Source organism: Sphingobium wenxiniae (genome assembly GCF_007830065.1).
Taxonomy (GTDB): Bacteria; Pseudomonadota; Alphaproteobacteria; order Sphingomonadales; family Sphingomonadaceae; genus Sphingobium; species Sphingobium wenxiniae.
In genome coordinates this window covers 66,896-87,500 of sequence record NZ_VLKK01000012.1, presented here as the reverse complement: position 1 = coordinate 87,500, position 20,605 = coordinate 66,896, and the positions used below count along the sequence as shown (strand labels likewise).

Annotated in this window: 17 protein-coding genes (1 of these 17 only partly in view); 8 read left to right on the top strand and 9 right to left on the bottom strand. The window is 65.4% G+C overall.

All coding sequences use genetic code 11. From position 1 onward, the window contains the following. The 6 genes from IQ35_RS15095 to hisS form a co-directional block, all read right to left on the bottom strand. Positions 1-804, bottom strand: partial view of a DUF4139 domain-containing protein gene (locus IQ35_RS15095; protein ID WP_145074522.1) — the 5' portion only. Its footprint begins 711 nt before the window's first position; only the first 804 of its 1,515 coding nucleotides appear in the window; the start codon lies at positions 802-804; its stop codon lies off the left edge, out of view. An 8-nt stretch (positions 805-812) separates the two neighbouring features. Further along, positions 813-2,222 (bottom strand): DUF4139 domain-containing protein, encoded by a 1,410-nt coding sequence (locus tag IQ35_RS15090; protein ID WP_145074519.1) that lies wholly within the window; start codon positions 2,220-2,222, stop codon positions 813-815. A 381-nt stretch (positions 2,223-2,603) separates the two neighbouring features. Beyond that, entirely contained in the window at positions 2,604-3,350 is a 747-nt protein-coding gene (locus IQ35_RS15085; RefSeq protein WP_145074516.1) for a DUF4167 domain-containing protein, read from the bottom strand. A 305-nt stretch (positions 3,351-3,655) separates the two neighbouring features. Continuing rightward, positions 3,656-4,486 (bottom strand): peptide chain release factor N(5)-glutamine methyltransferase, encoded by an 831-nt coding sequence (gene prmC, locus IQ35_RS15080; RefSeq protein ID WP_145074513.1) that lies wholly within the window; start codon positions 4,484-4,486, stop codon positions 3,656-3,658. Between the two features lie 12 nt (positions 4,487-4,498). Continuing rightward, complete coding sequence (gene prfA, locus IQ35_RS15075; RefSeq protein WP_145074510.1) at positions 4,499-5,590, bottom strand: peptide chain release factor 1; 1,092 nt, start codon at positions 5,588-5,590, stop codon at positions 4,499-4,501. Further along, a complete protein-coding gene (gene hisS, locus IQ35_RS15070) occupies positions 5,590-6,852 on the bottom strand; it encodes a histidine--tRNA ligase (protein WP_021244791.1) in 1,263 nt (420 codons plus the stop codon). The genes prfA and hisS overlap by 1 nt, the downstream gene beginning before the upstream one ends. A 149-nt stretch (positions 6,853-7,001) precedes the next feature. Here hisS and IQ35_RS15065 point away from each other — a divergent pair, with 149 nt between their 5' ends. Further along, entirely contained in the window at positions 7,002-8,933 is a 1,932-nt protein-coding gene (locus tag IQ35_RS15065; protein WP_145074507.1) for a M61 family metallopeptidase, read from the top strand. A gap of 37 nt (positions 8,934-8,970) precedes the next feature. After that, positions 8,971-9,510: an inorganic diphosphatase gene (ppa, locus tag IQ35_RS15060; protein WP_021244793.1), complete on the top strand. Its 540-nt coding sequence runs from the start codon at positions 8,971-8,973 to the stop codon at positions 9,508-9,510. Positions 9,511-9,673: 163 nt separating this feature from the next. Here ppa and yczR read toward each other — a convergent pair whose 3' ends face one another. Then, the gene (gene yczR, locus IQ35_RS15055) at positions 9,674-11,137 is read right to left on the bottom strand and encodes a MocR-like transcription factor YczR (protein ID WP_031290996.1); all 1,464 of its coding nucleotides are present in this window, start codon (positions 11,135-11,137) and stop codon (positions 9,674-9,676) included. A gap of 89 nt (positions 11,138-11,226) precedes the next feature. Between yczR and yczE the strand changes: the two genes are divergently transcribed. Next, on the top strand, positions 11,227-11,826 hold the full coding sequence (yczE, locus tag IQ35_RS15050) for a membrane protein YczE (protein ID WP_021244795.1): 600 nt from the start codon (positions 11,227-11,229) through the stop codon (positions 11,824-11,826). On the opposite strand, the gene IQ35_RS15045 is transcribed toward yczE, so the two are convergent. Continuing rightward, positions 11,813-12,292, bottom strand: coding sequence for a hypothetical protein (locus tag IQ35_RS15045; RefSeq protein ID WP_021244796.1), 480 nt, complete (start codon positions 12,290-12,292; stop codon positions 11,813-11,815). The two genes, yczE and IQ35_RS15045, sit on opposite strands and share 14 nt — an antisense overlap. Positions 12,293-12,378: 86 nt before the next feature. Between IQ35_RS15045 and gyrB the strand changes: the two genes are divergently transcribed. From gyrB to IQ35_RS15030, 3 genes are read left to right on the top strand one after another with little or no spacing between them, the layout of a single operon-like run. Then, positions 12,379-14,886, top strand: a complete 2,508-nt coding sequence (gyrB, locus tag IQ35_RS15040) for a DNA topoisomerase (ATP-hydrolyzing) subunit B (RefSeq protein WP_021244797.1) — start codon at positions 12,379-12,381, stop codon at positions 14,884-14,886. A 4-nt stretch (positions 14,887-14,890) separates the two neighbouring features. Continuing rightward, positions 14,891-15,454 (top strand): DNA-3-methyladenine glycosylase I, encoded by a 564-nt coding sequence (locus IQ35_RS15035; protein ID WP_021244798.1) that lies wholly within the window; start codon positions 14,891-14,893, stop codon positions 15,452-15,454. Further along, positions 15,451-15,975, top strand: coding sequence for a membrane-like protein (locus IQ35_RS15030; RefSeq protein WP_242003362.1), 525 nt, complete (start codon positions 15,451-15,453; stop codon positions 15,973-15,975). Before IQ35_RS15035 ends, IQ35_RS15030 begins: the two co-directional genes overlap by 4 nt. Before the next feature lie 67 nt (positions 15,976-16,042). Here the strand turns inward: IQ35_RS15030 and trhO are convergent, their stop codons facing one another. After that, positions 16,043-16,864 carry an oxygen-dependent tRNA uridine(34) hydroxylase TrhO gene (trhO, locus tag IQ35_RS15025; protein WP_021244800.1) on the bottom strand — a complete coding sequence of 274 codons (822 nt, stop codon included), beginning with the start codon at positions 16,862-16,864 and terminating at the stop codon, positions 16,043-16,045. Positions 16,865-16,928: 64 nt separating this feature from the next. Between trhO and pdeM the strand changes: the two genes are divergently transcribed. Together pdeM and IQ35_RS15015 are read left to right on the top strand one after the other, a co-directional pair. Further along, positions 16,929-17,588, top strand: coding sequence for a ligase-associated DNA damage response endonuclease PdeM (pdeM, locus tag IQ35_RS15020; RefSeq protein WP_145074504.1), 660 nt, complete (start codon positions 16,929-16,931; stop codon positions 17,586-17,588). Positions 17,589-17,773: 185 nt separating this feature from the next. Beyond that, on the top strand, positions 17,774-20,599 hold the full coding sequence (locus tag IQ35_RS15015) for a TonB-dependent receptor (RefSeq protein ID WP_145074502.1): 2,826 nt from the start codon (positions 17,774-17,776) through the stop codon (positions 20,597-20,599). Positions 20,600-20,605 lie beyond the last annotated feature (6 nt).

Here is a 20,605-nt window from a genome sequence, read left to right as displayed (position 1 = left end):
CATCAGAAAGGGGAGGGAAGGCGCCTCCTCATCCAGCGAATCATGATCCGATGTCCGATTGAGGCGGCCCGCCACGGCAAGGAGGCTGGCTTGCGGAAACGTCGTCTGATTGCCGTTGGCGACAGTGAGCCATGCAAACAGATCCATCGTCCGCCCGCCGGGTCCGATTCGCGCCACATAGTTCGCAGCCCAATCGAAGCCGGTGGCGAGATAGGTCAGCGTGACGTCCACCTCGACGGCCGCCGGACTGCTCGTCGTCACCGAGAGCGTGGGGCGAACCGACAGGTCGGGCGGAAGCGAATCATAGCTGACGGTTTCCGGCAGGCCGGAGCAGCGCAGCCCCTCCACGCCCTGCGCCGTTTCCAGCACCAGCGCCTCGCTGGAGGCCGACCGGATGACGGCGTCCTGCTCCGTCACCTTGCCGGTCGCGGGATCGGTGCGGCGCAGATGGACGGCCCGACCCAGCGTGCCGTCCACCAATGCGGCGGGCGACAGCAGTTTCGCATCGCGATTCTTCTGGACGATGCCGCCCGGCAACCCCGTTACGACGGCGCTGACCGCGATCATGCCGTCCGCCACGCCCTCGAACCGGATCGTGGATTCACCCGCCGGAAGCGTGATTCGCCTTTTCTCGCTTACGAGCGCGAACCCTTGCGGGAATCGCGCGTCGATCGCGCCTTCGGCACGGTCGGGATCGCGGTAGACCGTCACTGACACCGATTCGGGCGCGGCCGACATCACGGCGGAATGCGCCCCGGCCGGGGCCGGAAACACCGCAAGCAACGGAAGGAGCCAGCGCCGCATGGGCCCGATCAATAACGGGTTTCGAAAATCGCCGTGACGCTCGCCGTCCCATTGGCAGGGACCGTCACCGTCCAGCGCGCCGCATTGCTGTTCACCCGCCGGGACGGCTGGCTTTCACTGGCGATCCGCGTGTCGTCATAGATGAAGTCAAGGCCCGACTGGGTCAGGTCGACCGTGACAGGCTCAGCCCTAGCGTTAGTCAGCTCGTAGCGCATGTGCGACCGCCATTTGTCGGAGGACAAGCGCTCGCGCTGTTCCACGACCGGCTTCACCTTCACGTCGAAAGCGTCGCCGGTGGACAGCGCCAGCTCGCTTCCCATCGGCGTGTGGCCTACGCTGTTCTCCCCGATGAATTGCGGCGCGCCCGACGCATCCTTCATATAGAAGCGGACCGTCCCCGCGGGAAGCGCGTCGCCCAGACCGCCGCTGCGCGATGTGGAAAAGCTGACGACGCTGCGCGCGCTCTGCGGTTCGTCGAAACTCCCCAGCCATGCATTGTCATAGGCATAGCCCGCCTTGGCGGGAACGGCCTGCACATCCAGGAAGCTCACCTGCTTGGTCTGCCGCTCCGCGATGGTCGTGCGGGCGGCGAGCGGATAGAGATAGAAGTCGCCCAGTTGCTCCCGTGCGGCCGTCTCCGTCCCGGCCGCGCGGATATTGGTCCGGCGCACGGGGGCATAGCGCGCGGGTCTGTCCTGATTGACGCTGCCCGCGACCAGCAGCGTCCGGGCATTGTCATAAGCCGTGCCCGAATTATTGGTCAGGGTGATCCAACCCTGCACGTCGATCCGGCCCGCTTTGGCGTCGAACAGCGCGACATAATCCGCGCTCCAGCCCAGGCCGGGGGTCAGATAGCGGATGGCGGCGGGACGGGTTCCGGCCCGCGCGCTATCTACCGTCACCGACAAAGTGGGGCGCGCCCGCAAATTGGCGGGCACGCGGTCGAAGATGACGCGCACGGGCAGGCCGTCGTCGCGCAGAACCTCTATGCGGTTGCCGATCTGGAGCACCGCGCCGCCGTTGACGCTGAGCACCTTGGCCTGCTCGCGCATTTCCGCCCCGGTCGCGGGATTGGTACGGATGATGGTGACGGTCCTGCCCACCGCTTTTTCCATCAACTTGGCCGGGGAAAGCAGGTCGAAATCGAAATTCTGCTCGATGATCGAGGCGCCGTCCGCCGCGAAGGACACGGTTTCCGGGCGAATCTGCGCAGACACGTCGGGAAATTCGATCTTGCTGACACCCGAAGGGATCGCGATTTGGCGCACGTCCTGAACAAGGGCGAGATTATCGTTATAGATTGTGACCGACACATCGCCCTGCGCCGAAGCGCCGGTCGGATCCGAAGCGGAAGCCTGCGCGAAAGCCGCGGCAGGCAAAGCGAACAGCAACGTCGAAAACAGGCGAACGATGTGCATCAGGATCGGCTCCCTCCCCGGCGGAAATCCGTTCTGCCTCATTGCGGGCCATATGCAAAGCGCACAAAAAAAGATTATGGATATTGCAGACCACCGTCATAGGATGGCTGATTTCAGCCATTTCCCACCATTCAATGTCCGTCATGCCAGCGAAAGCTGGCATCTCTCTTCCTCAGGGAGAAACTAAGTCTAAGTGAGATCCCAGCTTTCGCTGGGATGGCGGAAGAAAGGGCCTGCGCAACATCCGTTCACCACCCCCAATCGCTATCCAGCGCAAGGATTTGCAAGCCGTATAATTCCCCAGGAAAAAGGGATGGCGTTGAATGCGCCATCCCTTTCCCGTTTGACTTTCGCGCACGCGACCGAAGCGCGAGGCGGCAGCTACTCCGCCGCCTGGGGTGCGGCGCGAGGGCGGCGGGTGCGCTTGCGGGGCGCTTCTTCCCCGGCCGCTTCGCTGTCATTGTCGGCCCGCGCGATCGACGGGGGCAGGACGGCGATATCCAGCCCTTCGGCTTTTTCTGCCGCCTTGGCCGCATCCACCTTGCGCGGGCGGCCGCGACGAGGACGCGGCGCTTCCGTTTCGGATTGCGATTCAGGCGCCGTCACGGCCACCGGCGCTTCTTCCGGAACGACCCGCGCATCGGCAGGCCGCTCAGACGTTTGCGCGGCGGCCGGGCGATCCCGGAAATTCCGGTCGCGGCGCTCACGCCCTTCGCCCTCGTCGCGGCGTTCATCCCGGCGGCGGCTGGATTGATCCGTGCGATCATTTTGCTGCTCGACGCGCGCGCCTTCGCCTTCGTCGCCCGTATCGAGATCCTCGCCTTCCTCGTCGAAATTCTCGTCATAGCGGCGGAAACGCTGCTGCTGTTCGTCCTGCCGGGCGCGATTGTCGGCCAGCACGCGGAAATAATGATCGGCGAACTGGAGATAATATTCGGCGTTCACCCGGTCGCCCGCCATCTGTGCGTCGCGCGCCATGTTCTTGTATTTTTCAAGAAGCTGGGCCGCATTGCCCCGCGCGCGGTTGTCGATCCGGTTCCCGTTGTCGCCGCCGCCCCGGTTACCGTTGTTGGGACGTCCGTTGTTCCGGCCGCGATTGCGGCGACCGGCCTGCCTGTTGTTGATCAAGACCTGGTCCTTGCGTTCATCATGATAAAGTTAACTGAAGACACTGTTCAGTCGCCATTCCCCAGCTCGGCCCGCTCATCAGGCCGTATAGCTCCGCCGGACAGAGGTCCGCACGGACCTTTGCCCTTAGCTGCCAGAGGCATCGGCACGCCGCGCCATCGTGACTTTAAGAAGCGGGAAGACGGCTATTTCCATCAGCGGCCTATCGGCCAAACCCTTAAGACAGAGCCGTCCCTAACGCCCATGTAGTGTCTTTGCCCGCATAAACCAAGTCATTTCGTATATGCCCTCTGCAAATCCCGCTATCAATCCGCAGCGGGGGGCGTGATGGCAAGGCAGCGGTCATGCCCGGCCAGATCGCGGCGAGCCTCCACGGCCAATCCCCTATCCGCGAACAGCGCGGATACGCTGTCCCGCTGGTCATGGCCGATCTCCACCGCCGCCATGCCGCCGTCGCTCAGCAAGCGCGGCAGTTGCGGCGCGATGCGGCGATAATCGTCCAGTCCTTCCGCCCCGGCGAACAGCGCGCCTTGCGGCTCGTGCAGCACATCGCCCGAAAGGGGGGCGTTGCGGGCGATATAGGGCGGGTTGATAAGGATGAGGTCGAACGGCCCGTTCACCCCGTCCGCCCAATCGCCGATGCGGAAATCCGCCCGATTCGACAGGGCGAGGCGCGCGGCGTTCTCCCTGGCCACCCCCAGCGCACCGGGTGAAATGTCGATGCCCAGCCCCCGCGCCTGCGGCCATTGATCGAGCGCGGCGAGGAGCAGCGCGCCCGACCCCGTTCCCAGATCCAGCACCGCGCGCGGAGGACGCTCCGCGAAATGCGCGACCGCTGCCTCGATCAGCGTTTCGCTGTCCGGGCGTGGGATGAGAACATCGGGCGTCACCCGCAGGCTGATGGTCCAGAAATCGCGGATGCCGGTGATATAGGCGACCGGCTCTCCGCTCAGGCGGCGCTCGACCAGCCCGTCGAAGGATGCCGGCACGCCCAAGTCGCGCTGGCGCAGCAGCAGGTCGCTCCGCGTCAGACCCAGCACATGCGCCAGCAGCAGTTCAGCGTCGAGCCGGGGCGTGCCGCTCACCGTTTCAAGCAGGGCCGAGGCGGCACGAAGCTTTTCAGCGACCGCGGTCATGACCGCCCGCCCTCATCCCACGCCATCCAACTGAGCGAGGCGGGCCGCCTCATCCTCCGCGACCAGCGCATCGATGACTTCGGACAGGCCCGGCCCTTCGAGGATTTCGGGCAGGCGATGCAGGGTCAGGTTGATGCGATGGTCGGTCACGCGGCCCTGCGGGAAATTATAGGTGCGGATGCGTTCGGAACGATCGCCCGATCCCACCATCGCCTTGCGCGCGCCCGCCTGCGTGGCTGCGGCGCGTTCGCGCTCCAGTTCGTAAAGTCGCGCGCGCAGAACCTGCATCGCCTTCGCCTTGTTCTTGTGCTGGGACCGCTCGTCCTGCTGCGTCACGACAAGGCCCGAAGGCAAGTGGGTGATGCGAACGGCGGAATCGGTCGTGTTGACATGCTGCCCGCCCGCACCGGACGCGCGATAGATGTCGATCTTGAGGTCGCTGTCGGCAATCTGGACGTCCACTTCCTCCGGTTCGGGAAGAACCGCGACGGTTGCGGCGGAGGTATGAATGCGCCCGCCGCTTTCGGTGACGGGCACGCGCTGGACGCGGTGGACGCCGCTTTCGAACTTCAGCTTGGCGAAGACCCCGGTGCCGGCGATGCTGGCGACGACTTCCTTGAAGCCGCCGACTTCCGCCGCATTGGCGGATATCATCTCCATCTTCCAACCCTGCGCGTCGGCATAGCGCTGATACATGCGGAACAGGTCGCCCGCGAACAGCGCGGCTTCATCGCCGCCCGTGCCCGCGCGGATTTCCAGCATGGCCGGGCGGGCATCGGCCGAATCGCGCGGCAGGAGTTGCAGCGCCAGCGCCCGTTCGGCAGCGGGCAACCGCGCCTTGATGAGTTGCATTTCCTCCTGCGCCATTTCGCGCATGGCGGGATCGGCCTCCGCCCCCTCGCCGCCCGCCATCTGCTCCAGCGCGAGGAGTTCCTGCCGCAGCCGCCGCACTTCATGCGCGGCCCTGGCCACCGGTTCGATCTCCGCATATTCCTTGGAGAGGCGCACGAACTCTTCCGGCGGCAGGTCGGCGCGCGTCATCGACGCCTGCACCTCGTCCCGGCGCGCCTCGATCTGCGCGATGCGTTCGGCGGAAATGTGCATCAGAACGCCGTCAGCATGTCCATGAGCGCGTCCAGCGCCACCGCCTGCTGCTCCCCCGTGCCGAGATTGCGGACCGCTGCTTCGCCGCGCGCCAATTCATCGTCGCCCAGGATTACGGCCCACTTCGCGCCGCTCGCATTGGCGCGCTGCATCCGCTTCTTCATATTGCCACGATAGCCCATGTCGCAGGCGATGCCCGCGCGGCGGAGGCCGGCAATGATGCCGGTCGCCTTGGCTTCCGCCGCCTCGCCCATGGGGATGACGGCGATGGTCGGGTGAGCGATCTCCGGCAGGTCGACCAGCATCGCCAGCCGCTCGATCCCCGCCGCCCAGCCGACCGCCGGGGTCGCGGGGCCGCCCAGATTCTCGATCAGCCCGTCATAGCGGCCGCCGCCCAGCACCGTGCCCTGCGCGCCGAGACGATCAGTGATGAACTCGAACGCGGTGTGGCGATAATAATCGAGGCCGCGCACCAGCCGGGCATTGCGCGCCCACGCCACGCCCGCCGCATCGAGGCCCGCCGTCACCTTTTCAAAGAAGCCGCGCGCTTCGTCGGTGAGATAAGCATCGATGTCCGGCGCGCTGTCCGCCACCGGGCGGTCGCGCGGGTCCTTGCTGTCGAGGATACGCAGCGGATTGCGATGGAGGCGGTCGAGGCTGTCCTCCGAAAGCTGGGCGCGATGCGCCTCGAAATGGGCGATAAGCGCGGCGCGCCATGCCTCGCGGCTGTCCGCATCGCCCAGCGTGTTGAGCGTCAGCGTCACGCCATCCGACACGCCCAGTTCCCGCAGCAACTGATCGGCGAAGACCAGCAGCTCCACGTCCGCGCCCGGCTCGCCCGCGCCGATGATTTCTGCGTCGAGCTGGTGGAACTGACGGAAGCGACCCTTTTGCGGACGCTCGTAACGGAACAGCGGGCCATGCGTCGCGACCTTCAGCGGCGCATATTGCTGCCAGCCCTCGGTGATGTACGCGCGGGAGATGCCCGCCGTGAACTCGGGGCGGAGGGTGATGCTGTCGCCGCCGCGATCCTCGAACGTATACATTTCCTTCGACACCACGTCCGTGCTTTCGCCCAGCGAGCGGGCGAACACCGCCGTCGCTTCGAACACGGGCACTTCCACGCGTTGAAAGCCATAGAGCCTGCGCACGCGGTCAAAGGTCGCGACCACATGCGCGAAACGCTCCTGGAACGCTTCGGGGGTGCCGCCCAGCATGTCCTGCGTGCCGCGCACCGGGCGCGGCGTTTCGATTTTCGCCATGGAACGCGCCCTTAGCCGCAAACAAGCTGCAAGGAAACGCGCTTTTTTATCGCATAATGTCGTCAGGCCGTTGCAGGGTGGACGAGGCCGCTTCGCGCCGCCATGCTGACGCCATTAGGCCGACCGGCCAGTCCTTTTCGGAGACGTCCATGATCCGCAGCCTTGCTGCCGCCCTTTGCCTTTCCACCGCCATCGCCAGCCCGCTCCAGGCGCAGGAAGCGATCCGTTCCAAACCAACGGCCCTGCCCGTCAACGACGCCACGCCCGCGCCGAAGGACGTGCCCTATCCCGGCGGCACGATCCGGCTGGAGGTGGACGCGACCGATACGGTGCAGCGGATCTTCCGGGTCAGGGAAACCATCCCCGTGGCGGCGAGCGGTCCGATGACCCTGCTGATGCCGCAATGGCTGCCGGGCAATCACGCGCCGCGCGGGCAGATCGAAAAACTCACCGGCCTCACCTTCACCGCCAACGGCAGGCCGCTGGCGTGGAAGCGCGATCCGCTGGATGTCTACGCCTTTCAGATCGACGTGCCGCAGGGCGCGAAGGAAGTCATCGCCCAATTCCAGTTCCTGTCCGCCACCGCGCCCAGTCAGGGCCGCGTCGTAGTGACGCCCAAGATGCTCAACATCCAATGGGAGGCGGTATCCCTCTATCCGGCGGGCTATTTCACCCGGCAGATTCCGGTGCAGGCGACCGTCACCTATCCCGCCGGCTGGCAGGCCGCGACCGCGCTGCGCGGGCGGCGGAGCGGGAACAGCGTCACCTATGAGGTGATCGACTATGAAGCCTTGCAGGATTCGCCGGTCTTTGCGGGAACCCATTTCAAGGCGGTGGACCTTGGCGGCAATGTGATGCTGAACATCGTGGCCGACGACGCCGACGAGCTGGACTACAAACCCGAGCAGATGGCGAAGCACAGGAAGCTGGTGGCGGAGGCCAGGGCGCTGTTCGGCAGCACGCATTTCGACCATTATGATTTCCTGCTCGCCATCACCGACGAGATGGGCGGCATCGGGCTGGAGCATCACCGATCTTCGGAGAATCAGGTCGAGCCGGGCTATTTCAAGAATTGGGATTCGGGCGAGGCGCTGCTGGACCGCAATCTGCTGCCCCATGAGTTCACCCATAGCTGGGACGGCAAGTTCCGCCGCCCGGACCTCCTGTGGGCGCCCGATTTCCGCACGCCGATGCAGGACAATCTGCTGTGGGTCTATGAAGGGCAGACGCAATTCTGGGGCTATGTGCTGGGCGCGCGGTCGGGCCTGTTCTCCAAGCAGGAAACGCTGGACGCCTATGCCCAGATCGCGGCGAAGCTCGACACGGCAAAGGGCCGGGAATGGCGGCCGATGGAGGACACGACGCTCGACCCCGTCATTTCCGCCCGCCGTCCCAAGGGCTGGGCAAGCTGGCAGCGGTCCGAGGATTATTATAATGAGGGCCTGATGATCTGGCTGGAGGCCGACGCGATCCTCCGCCAGCAGACGAAGGGCAAGAAAGGTCTGGATGATTTCGCCCGAGCCTTCTTCGGCATCAATCCGGGCGATTGGGGACAGGTCGTCTATAATCGGGGCGATGTCATCAGGACGCTGAACGATGTCGCGCCCTATGACTGGGCGGGCTTCTTCCAGAAACATGTGGATGGCACGACGCGGGAAACGCCCAAGGGCGGCTTTACGCTGGGCGGCTATCGCCTTGCCTATGGCGACACGCCGGGCAGCATCACCAAGGCCGTCGAGAGCGCGCAGAAGGTCGTGGACCAGAGCTTCGGCCTCGGCCTCACAGTCAAGAACAGCGGGGAAATCGCGTCCGTGGTCTGGGACAGCGCCGCTTTCAAGGCGGGCCTTGCGGTGGGCTCCACCATTGTCGCGGTGAACGGCAATGAATATTCGGCCGATGTCTTCAAGGCGGCGATAAAGCAAGCTACCGCCCCACAGAAGCCGGTCCAGATCATCGTCAAGCAGGACAAATATTACCGCACTTTGTCTCTCGATTATTCAGGCGGGCTGCGCTATCCGCGCCTCGAAAAGACAGGAGAGGGTGAAGGCAGCCTCGACCGGCTGCTCAGACCGAAAACATAATCACCCCGAACGCCAACGCGTATCAAAAGGCCATTTCATGAATATCGAACTGATCCCGGTGGGCGACGATCCGCCCAACAGCCTGAACGTCATCATCGAGGTTCCGGTCGGCGGCGAGCCTGTCAAATATGAGTTCGACAAGGCATCGGGCGCGCTGTTCGTGGATCGCATCCTGCACACGCCGATGCGCTATCCCGCGAATTACGGCTTCGTGCCGCATACGCTGTCGCCCGACGGCGATCCGCTCGACGCGCTGGTCATCGCGCGCTCGCCCTTCATTCCCGGCGCCGTCGTGGCCGCCCGCCCGATCGCGGTGCTGAACCTGGAAGACGAAGCGGGCGGCGATGAAAAGCTGGTCTGCGTACCGCATGATTCAGTCTTCCCCTATTATTCGAACGTCGAGGAAAAGGACGACCTGCCCGGTATCGTGATGGAGCAGATCGAGCATTTCTTCACCCACTACAAGGATCTGGAAAAGAAGAAGTGGGTGCGGGTCGGCACATGGGGCGGCGCGGAAGACGCCCGCCAGATCACGCTGGAGGCCATCGCGCGCTACAAGGCCGGCAAGGCGGCCTGACATTTCGCGCCTCTTTTAGGACAATAAAAGAGGGCCGCGCGGACATGAGTTCGCACGGCCCTCTTCTTCGACACTCGGTCGACCTTCCGCGCCGAAGGTCGCATATTATATTCGCGCGGAGACGCGGGGTCATTGCCGGCTTTGCTCCGTGTCTCCATATGATTCAAATCAGCCGGTCAGCCTCCAGCGCCAACGCGGACGTGTCGCGGCCCACCGGCATCCGCGCATGGAGCCGCGCGTCGGCCTGCGCCAGCCGTTCGACGCCCACAGCAAGTTGCTCCCTGGGCAAAGTGAAGGGCAGGCGCAGGAACCGCTCGAACGCGCCGCTGACGCCGAAACGCGGGCCGGGCGCGATGCGCACGCCATGGCTTTCCGCCAGCGCGGCGAGCGCGGTCGCTTCGGCGCCGGGCATTTCCGCCCAGAGGGATAGCCCCCCCGCGGGCGATTCGATCCGCCAATGGGGCAGATGCCGCTCCAGCAGCGCCAGCAGATGATCGCGCCGGTCGCGCAGCAGCTTCGCCTGCGGGCCAAGCCCCTTCCCTTCATCCAGCAGATGCGCGACGGCGAGCTGCTCGATCACCGGGCTGGCCATGTCCATCGTCGTCCGCAGCCGCCCAAGCGCCGCGATCGTCTGGGGATCGGCACGAATCCACCCGACGCGCAGGCCGCCCCAATAGATCTTGCTCGCCGAACCCAAGGTGATGACCTGCCGCCCCGACGGATCATGCACCGCGACCGGCGGTGGCGGCGCGAAGTCCAACCCCATCGCCACCATCGTCTCGTCGATGATGAGCGGCGTGTGCGTTGCGGCCGCGACGTCTGCCAGCGCCCGCCGCGTGGCGGGGTCCATGCTGCGGCCCGTGGGGTTGTGGAAATCGGCGATCACATAGGCGAAGCGCGGCGCCGTCTGGCGAAAGGCCGCCTCCATCGCGTCGATATCCCATCCCTGCGCGGGAAGGCCGACCGGCACAGGCACGACATGCGCGCGCTGCAACGCCTGGATCACATTATGATAGGTGGGATGGTCGATCACCGCCCGGTCGCCCGGTCCCGCGAGCCATTGGACGAGCAGCGAGAAACCCTGCTGCGCGCCGTTGGTGACGATGATCTGATCCGGGCTGGTCGGACATCCCCGCCGCTCGAAATGCGCGGCGATGGCGCGGCGCAGGGGCGGCAGGCCCAGCGGGTCATAGCCCAGATCGCCCAGAAAGGCGGGCAGCATCTCCACCGCCGTCTGGAGAGCACGCCCCACACCGGGCGCGGCGGGGAGGGCGGCATGGGTCCAGTTGAGCAGATTGCCGCCGCTGCCCATCTCGATATCCGGCGCGACCGGCGCGATGCGGCTGGCGGGCAGGCGGGTGAGCGTGCCCGATCCCTGCCGGCTTTCCAGATAGCCTTCGTCGCGCAGCCGGTCGAAGGCGGCCGCCACGGTCGTTCGGCTGAGGCCCAGCGCACCTGCCAGTTCCCGCTCCCCCGGCAGGCGGACATTCAGGCCCACGCGCCCGTCCAGGACCAGCATCCGCAATGCCTGCGCCAGTTGGCGATAGGCAGGCTCCGGACTGTTTTCCGCGCGCCACGCGCCCAGCAGCCGCAGCAGCGAAGGGGGCCGAAGGAAAGATATGGACATCGCCATTAGCTCCGATCTTCAAGAATCGAAGGCCAATTACCGAACAATGGCTGTTTTGTAAAAGGCCATTATAGCTAGATGGTCAGGCCATGATGCACCGCCGCCTCTTCCAGCTTTTCTGGGGCCTTGGCCTCTACGGTTTTTCCATGGCGCTGATGCTGCGCGCCGGGCTGGGCCTCGATCCGTGGGATGTGTTGCATCAGGGGCTTAGCCCGCGCCTTGGCCTCAGCTTCGGGATGACAGTCAATCTGGTGGGGGCGCTGGTCCTGCTGCTCTGGTGGCCGCTGCGGCAGAAGCCGGGGATCGGCACGGTCTGCAATATCGTGGTGATCGGCACCGCCGTGGATATCGGCCTGATGCTGCTGCCGACGCCCGAAGGTCATGCGGTGCGTTTCGGCTGGCTGGCGGCGGGCATCGTGCTGAACGGCATTGCGGGCGGAGCTTATATCGGCGCGGGATTGGGACCGGGGCCGCGCGATGGGCTGATGACCGGATTTTGCCGTTGGACCGGCTTGCCCGTCAAATGGGTGCGGACGGGGATCGAGATCGCGGTGCTCGCGGCGGGATGGGCGCTGGGCGGGACCGTGGGGATTGGGACGCTGCTCTATGCGGTGACGATCGGGTGGATCGTGCACCATGCCCTGCCCTTCTTCACCATCGCGCCGCGCGCCGGGCTTATCCCGCGATGAGGCGGATGGAGGCGCTCGCCACCCAGCCGCTCTGGCAGGGGCCATCGTAGGGTTGCTTGCGGTCCACGGGGGAGGACAGGCCGCAGTCGGCCGGTTCGGCTCCCTCATCCTGCGCGGGCGGCGGGATGACCACGCCCAGCCATTTCTGATCGAGGCTGCGGGTGCAGATGAAGGCCCTCTCCCCTTCCGCCATGCGGCCGGTTTCGCGCGCGTCGTCGAAGGGCGCGGCGCGCACCGCCAGTCCCTTCGCGCCAGCACGCGCCACCTGTCCCAGCGCCCCGCAGGCATCGAGACGCGGGCCGTCCTCCCCTATGGTCACGGGCCGCGCGAGGCGCGATTCCATGCGGGTTTCGGATACGCCTTCCCGCGGCGCGTCGGCGATGGAGCTGTTGGGCAGCTCCTCCAGCACGTCGCTGCGGTCGGAACAGGCGGAAAGGAGAAGAAGGAGGGAAAACAGGCCACGCATCGCCCTGTGATAGACCGCGCTCGCCCCAAGCGGAAGAAGGCATGTTTCGCTTTAGTTTCGCGGGGCGATTCCCTATATGCTTGACTATGAGCGAGGAAACCCAGAACAGCCCCAATGGCAACAGTTACGGCGCCGATAGCATCAAGGTCCTGAAAGGGCTGGATGCCGTGCGGAAACGCCCCGGCATGTATATCGGCGACACCGATGACGGCTCCGGCCTGCATCACATGGTGTTCGAAGTCAGCGACAACGCCATCGACGAGGCGCTGGCCGGGCATTGCGACCGCATCCTCATCACCCTGAACCCCGACGGCTCTATCAGCGTCGAGGATAATGGGCGCGGCATCCCCACCGGCATCCACAAGGAAGAAGGCGTTTCGGCGGCCGAGGTCATCATGACCCAGCTCCATGCCGGCGGCAAGTTCGAGAATACCTCCAACGACAATGCCTATAAGGTATCGGGCGGCTTGCACGGCGTGGGCGTGTCGGTCGTGAACGCGCTCAGCGAATATCTGGACCTCCATATCTGGCGGGACGGCAAGGAGCATTATATGCGCTTCGCCTATGGCGATGCCGTCGCCCCGCTCAAGGTGATCGGCGATGCGCCCGAAGGCAAGAAGGGCACGCGCGTCACCTTCCTCCCCTCGGTCGAGAAAGTGCCCGGCGACGGCGGCACCTTCAAGAACCATACGGAATTCGACTTCGAGAAGCTGGAGCATCGCTATCGCGAACTGGCGTTTCTGAACTCCGGCGTGCGCCTGTTCCTGGTCGACGCGCGGCATGAGGAGAAGAAGGAGGTCGAGCTGTTCTATGAGGGCGGCATCGCGGCCTTCGTCAAATATCTCGACCGCAACAAGACGGCGATGATGCCCGATCCGATCGCCATTTCAGGCACCCGCGACGATGTCACCATCGATGTCGCGCTGGAATGGAACGATTCTTATTATGAGAATGTCCTCTGCTTCACCAATAATATCCCGCAGCGTGACGGCGGCACCCATCTCGCGGCCTTCCGCGCGGCGCTGACCCGGACGCTCAACAATTATGCGGACAAGTCCGGCCTTTTGAAGAAGGAGAAGGTGTCCCTCACCGGCGAGGACATGCGCGAAGGGCTGACCGCCATCGTGTCGGTGAAGCTGCCCGACCCCAAATTCTCGTCCCAGACCAAGGACAAGCTGGTGTCGTCCGAGGTGCGCCAGCCGCTCGAAAGCCTGATGGCGGACAAGATGGCCGAATGGCTGGAGGAAAATCCGCAGCACGGGCGGATGATCGTGCAGAAGGTGATCGACGCCGCCGCCGCCCGAGAGGCCGCGAAGAAAGCGCGCGAACTTACCCGCCGCAAGGGGGTGATGGACATCGCCTCCCTCCCCGGCAAGCTGGCCGACTGTCAGGAGCGCGATCCGGCCAAGTCCGAACTGTTCCTGGTCGAGGGCGATTCGGCGGGAGGTTCGGCCAAGCAGGGCCGCAACCGGCACAATCAGGCGATCCTGCCCTTGAAGGGGAAGATCCTGAACGTGGAACGCGCGCGGTTCGACCGGATGCTCTCGTCCAAGGAGATCGGCACGCTGATCCAGGCGATGGGCACGGGCATCCGCGACGACTTCAACCTGGAAAAGCTGCGTTATCACAAGATCGTCATCATGACGGACGCCGACGTCGACGGCGCGCATATCCGCACGCTGCTGCTGACCTTCTTCTATCGTCAGATGCCGCAGATCATCGAGGCGGGCCATCTCTTTATCGCCCAGCCGCCGCTCTACAAGGCGACGCGGGGGCGGTCGGAGGTCTACCTCAAGGACGAAACCGCGCTGGAGCAATATCTGGTCGACAATGGCGTTGAGCATATGGCGCTCGACACCAGCGGCGGCACGCGAACGGGCGAGGATCTACGGTCGCTGATCGAACATGCGCGGCGGATGCGGGCGGTGATGCGCTATGTGCCGCGCCGTTATAACCCCGCGATCATCGAGGCGCTGAGCCTCAACGGTGCGCTCGATCCCGAACTGTCCCATGCCGAGCAGGCCGCGCGGCTGGCCAGCAGCGTCGCGTGGATGGGCGCGCAGGACGAGGAAGGCAAATGGAGCGGCCGGATCGCGGAGGAGGGCGGCTTCCACTTCGAACGGCTGTGGCGCGGCGTCACCGACCATCATGTCATCGAACATGGCTTCATCGGATCGGCCGAGGCGCGCAGGCTTCACGCCATCGCGGCGGAGGAATCGGGCAGCTATCTGACGCCCAGCCGTCTGGTGACGGCCAAGGCCGCGCTGGCGGCGGAAGAAGCGGGCGAGGACGATCTGCCCGCCGCGACCAAGGGTTCGAGCATCGTCACCCGGCCGAGCGAACTGCTCGATGCGATCCTGGCGGCCGGGCGCAAGGGGCTGGCGATCCAGCGCTACAAAGGGCTTGGCGAAATGAATGCCGAGCAGCTTTGGGAAACCACGCTGGACCCGGACAACCGTTCGATGTTGCGGGTCGAGGTGGAGCAGGCGGACGTGGCCGACGAAATCTTCACCCGGCTGATGGGCGATGTGGTCGAACCGCGGCGCGAGTTCATTCAGGACAATGCGCTGAACGTCGCCAATCTGGACGTGTAAGATCATGGCCGGCGCGGAGCAGTCCCGCTGTAGCTGGGTCGGGACGGACCCGCTGTACCGCGCCTATCATGACGCCGAATGGGGCGTGCCGGAGCGGGATTCGCGGATGCTTTGGGAAACGCTGATGCTGGAAGGGTTTCAGGCGGGGCTGAGCTGGATCACCATCCTGCGCAAGCGCGAGGGGTTCCGCGCGGCCTTTGCCGGGTTCGATCCTGACAAAGTGGCGGCGTTCGGACCGGACGATGTGGAGCGGCTGATGGCCGATCCCGGCATCGTGCGGGCGCGGGCGAAGATCGAGGCGACGATCGGGGGCGCGCGGATCTTCTGCGGGATGCGGGACCGGGGCGAGGATTTTGCCGCTTATGCCTGGTCTTTCGTCGATGGCGTTCCGCGCCGGGGCGACGGCGTCACCGTCCACGCACAGACGCCCCTGTCGGCGGCGCTGTCGAAAGACCTCAAGAAGCGCGGCTTCAAGTTCGTCGGGCCGACCATCGTTTATGCGTGGATGCAGGCGGTCGGGCTGGTCAACGATCACGCGGCGCACTGCTTCCGGCGGGACGCGGCGTGAAGGGCGCGCTGCCTTTGGTGCTGGCGCTGGCGCTGGCGGGATGCGGTGGAGAAGATGACGTTCCGGCCGCGGACAATGCCGCCGGGACGACAGCGGCGGCGAGCGCGCCGATCCTCGGCAGGGCCGAAATCGCGAATGACATGGCAAAGGAAAAGCTTTCCGATTCCGCGCCCCCGGTTCCACGTGGAACAGGTGCCCCCGCTCCGGAGCCGGCGTTGAAAGAGGTAGAGGGATACCGCGCCATCGGGACCGAGCCTTTCTGGGCGGTGACGGTGCACGGGTCGGCGGCCACGCTGCAACGGCCGGACAAGCCGCCGATGCGCTTTGCCGTGGAGCGGCGGGAAGACCGGCGCACGATCCGCTATCTGGGCGAGGGCTTTTCCATGACGGTCGGCGAAGGGCCGTGCAGCGACGGGATGAGCGACGCCATCTGGTCCGACCGGGTGCAGGTCGCGTTCGGGGAAGGCACGCTCAAAGGATGCGGCGGAGAGCGGGATGACCGGGAGGCCGATGGGCTTTGATCGGCCAGGAGCGGACCATCAATATCGTCATCCCAGCGGAAGGCACCGATTCCGTCACGTCCCGCCGTCACATTACAGGCGATGCTGCCCCGCATATATGGTCCGCGTCGCGGGGATAGGGCTGACCGCAGGCGCGGCAGGCGGTATGGACGCCGGGCTTGAGGCCATGGCCCACCGCGATCCGCTCGTCGAAGACATAGCAGTCGCCCTGCCAGCGGCTTTGCGCTTCGGGCATCTCCTCCAGATAGCGCAATATGCCGCCGCGCAAGTGATAGACCTCGTCGAAACCGCGCGATTTGACGAGGGCCGTCGATTTTTCGCACCTGATTCCGCCGGTGCAGAACATCGCGATCTTCGGCGCCCGGCCTTCGTCCCGCAGCTTTTGCGCGAAATCGTCGAACCAGGCGGGAAAATCGCGGAAGGCGCCGGTGCCCGGATCGATCGCCCGCTCGAACGTGCCGCAGGCGACTTCATAGGCGTTGCGCGTGTCGATGACGACCGTGTCGGGATCGGCGATCAGCGCGTTCCACGCGGCGGGGTCCAGATAAGCGCCAGCGCCGTTCGCCGGGTCGAGATCGCCCGCGCCCAGCGTCACGATCTCCGCCTTCACCTTGACCTTCATGCGGGCAAAGGGCGCTTGCGGGGCGACGGCATATTTGACGTCGAGGCCGGCGCAGCCGGGCAGGGCGCGGATATGCGCGACGAGGGCCGCGACGGCCTGCGCGCTGCCCGCCACGGTGCCGTTGATCCCTTCGCGCGCGAGGATCAGCGTGCCGCAGGTGCCCAGTTCCGCCGCGAGGGCGCGCAGATCCGCCGCCAATCCCTGCGGATCGGGGAAGACCGCGAAGCGGTAGAGCGCGGCGATGGTATAGGGCGCGGTTTCGTCCATGGCGCGCCTATAGGGGTTTCGCTGCCCTCTTGAAAGCGTCGGCGGGAGGGCGCATAGCCGGGCCATGGTTCCCCTTTCGTTCGCAGGTCATGATTTTCTGGCATTGCCCGAGGCAGCGCTGTTCTGGCCCGCGCAAGGGGCGCTGCTGGTCGCCGACCTGCATTTCGAGAAGGCGAGCTGGTATGCGCGCTTCGGACAGTTCCTGCCGCCGCATGACAGCGCCGCCACGCTGGACCTGATCGAGGGGCTGGTGGCGCGGACCGGGGCGAAGGCGGTCTGGTCGCTGGGCGACAGTTTCCACGATGCGGACGGCGCGGCGCGGCTGGACCGGGCGACGCGGGAGCGGCTGGCGGCCCTGACGGCGCGGCTCGACTGGATATGGATCGTGGGCAATCACGATGCGGGCGCGGCGCGGATGCCCGGCGGGCGGCGCGTGGCAGAGGCGGTGGTGGAGGGCGTTTGCCTTCGCCATGAAGCGATGGCGGGCGATCCGCGTCCCGAGATATCGGGCCATTTCCACCCCAAGCTGCGCCTGTCGCTGCGCGGCCGGCATGTGTCGCGCCGCTGCTTCGTGGGATCGGAATCGAAGCTGATCCTGCCCGCGCTGGGCGCGCTGACGGGCGGGCTGGACGCGGGGCATGGCGAAATCCGCCGCGCCGTGGGACCGGGCGCGATGGCGCTGGTGCCGGTGGCCGACCGGCTGCTTCGCTTTCCCTTGACGTAAGCGGACGTTACGGAAACGGGAATTTAATCTGTTGCGGCTAGGCAACAGAGATGGCGATTCATCTTCGGAATAAGCGAAAAGCCCCTGAAAAGGCGGCTTCTATTGCTTTCAGTCCCCTGTGGCAGCATAATCGCGGCCATCCTGACATGAATAAAATCATGCAGGACAGGAGAGGACCGACCATCATGAAACAAAATAGCCTTTGGCTGTCATCCGCCGGCGTGGTCGCGCTGGTGGCCGCGATCCCCCTTGCCCAGGCGCAGGACGAGACGACGCCGCAAGCCGCCGCCGTCGAGGACAGCGTCAACATCATCGTCACCGCGACGCGGCGCGCCAGCCCGCTATCGGACGTGCCCATCGCCGTGTCGGCGATAAGCGCGCAGGCGATGCAGAACAGCGGCGCAACCGACATACGGGCGCTCAACCAGCTTGCGCCCTCCATGCTGATCTCCTCCACCGGATCGGAAGCCAATGCGTCCGCCCGTATTCGCGGCATCGGCACGGTGGGCGACAATCCGGGGCTGGAAAGCTCCGTCGCGGTGTTCATCGACGGCGTCTATCGCTCACGCACGGGCGCGGGCCTCACCGATCTGGGCGAGATCGAGCGGGTGGAGGTGCTGCGCGGGCCGCAGGGCACGCTGTTCGGGCGCAACGCTTCGGCGGGCCTTATCAACATCATCAGCAAGGCGCCGGAATTCACGCTGGGCGGCAAGGCCGAGGTGACTTACGGCAATTATGATTACTGGCGTCTGGCGGGCCGCATCACCGGGCCGGTGAGCGACAGCATCGCGCTGGCGCTGGATGGCGTCTGGTCGAAGCGGGACGGCTTCTACAAGCTGGTCGATGCGGCGGGGGACAAGGTGGGCGACACCAATGACCGCGACCGTTATTTCCTGCGCGGGCAGGCGCTGATCGAGCCGAACGACGCGCTTTCGATCCGGCTGATCGGCGATTATACCAACCGCGACGAAAGCTGCTGCGGCGCGGCCACTATCGAGACGCGCGAGCGGGTGCCGCTGGCTGGCGGCGGATATGGGACCAACGACTTCAACCGCATCGCCGCCATCATGCAGGGGCAGGGCGCGGTGTTCCACGACGATCCCTATGACCGCAGGCTGACGATCAACGAGGATCGCAACTATGTCAGCAAGCTCAAGGATTGGGGCGTTTCGGGCGAGATCAATTATGATTTAGGCGGCGCGAAGCTGACCAGCATCACCGCCTATCGCGATTACAAGTCCAAGGATTATGGCGATTACGATTATAGCGGCGCGGACCTGCTCTATCGCGATCCGGGCACGTTCCGCCAGTTCAAGACCTTCACGCAGGAATTGCGGTTGCAGGGGTCGGCCTTTGGCAATGCGCTGGACTGGCTGGTCGGCGGCTATTACGCCCATGAAAAGCTGACCTTGCAGGACAATATCCGCTTTGGCGCGGATTATGGCCGGTTTTCCGCCTGCCGCCTGATGGCGGGGGCCGGGCCGACCAGCAACCTGACGGAAGCGCAGCTCATGGCGTGCGGCGCGAACCCGCTCGCCACCTCCGCCCTGATCGGAGGCACGCAGGCGCAGCTCAATGCCGGGCTGACCAACGCCTTCATCAATGCGGGCATGGACCCCGGCGTGGCGGCGGCGCAGGCGGGCGCGATCTCCACCGGTCTCGGCAACGGGTTGAGTGCGCTGGCCGCCATTCCGGAAGGGACGGGCGACGTCGCCTCGCGCTATTATCAGAAGAGCGAGAATTGGGCGCTGTTCACCCATAATATCGTGCATATCACCCCGCATCTCGATCTGACGCTGGGGCTGCGCTACACGCATGAAAGCAAGCGTTTCTCGGCGGATTTCAATAATAACAACGCGACCTGCGCGGCGTTGCAGGCATCGGGGCTGCCGGGCATCGCGACCAATCCGCAACTGGGCAGCGCGGCCGCGCTGGCGGGCGGCATATTGACGCTGGGGTGCCTGGGCAACGGGTCCACGGGCCTCAATGCGCTGGACCTGCATGACCGGATCAGCGACGGCGAGTTCTCCGGGACTGCCGTGCTGTCATGGAAGCCGCTCGACGCACTGCTGCTCTATGGCAGCTATTCGCGCGGGTATAAGGCGGGCGGCTATAATCTGGACCGCTTCCAGCTTGGCTCGACGGGCCTCAATCCGGTTCCGGCGGTATTTTCGCCGCGCAGCAATGCGGACGTGACGACGCTGCGCTTCGCGGCGGAGAAGGTCGACGCGTTCGAGGTGGGCCTCAAATACAGCCAGCCCAAATGGAGCGCGAACATCGCCGCCTTCCGGCAGGAGTTCAGGAATTTCCAGCTCAACACCTTCAACGGGACCAGCTTCATCGTCCAGAACATCAATGGCTGCGACGGCGACCTGAGCGCGGCGCGCACCTGCGACAAGGGCGACGTGTCGCCGGGCCTTGTCAGCCAGGGCGTGGAGCTGGAATTGACGGCCAGCCCGGTGCGCAACGTCCGCATATCGGGCGGCATGACCTATGCCCGCGCGAAATTCGCCAACCGTCTGGTCGGCAGCGGCGACGGTAGCGTGCCGCTCGATCCCGCGCTGTTCCTGCTGCCGGGATCGATCAACTCGCAGGCGCCCGAGCTGGTGACGACCGCCAGCGCGGCGTGGACGCCGCAGATCGGCTCCAATGGACTGTCGGCGCTGTTCTATGTCGACGCGCGCATGACCGGCGACTTCAACACCGGGTCCGACCTGTTCCCGGAAAAGGAGCAGGACGGCTTTTCGGTCGTGAACGCCCGCATCGGCCTTCGCGGGCCGGAGCAGAAATGGGCGATCGAGTTCTGGGGCCAGAACATCTTCAACGCGAAATATACGCAGGTGGCCTTCAGCAGCCCGCTTCAGTCGAGCAGCCCTTGCACGAGCACGACGGGTCAGTTCGGCGGAACATGCGGAAGGCCGCCTGCTTCTGTCGTGATGGCGAACCAGCTTATCTCCGCCTATCTGGCGGAACCGCGCACCTATGGGATCACCTTGCGCGGGTCGTTCTGATCCAAA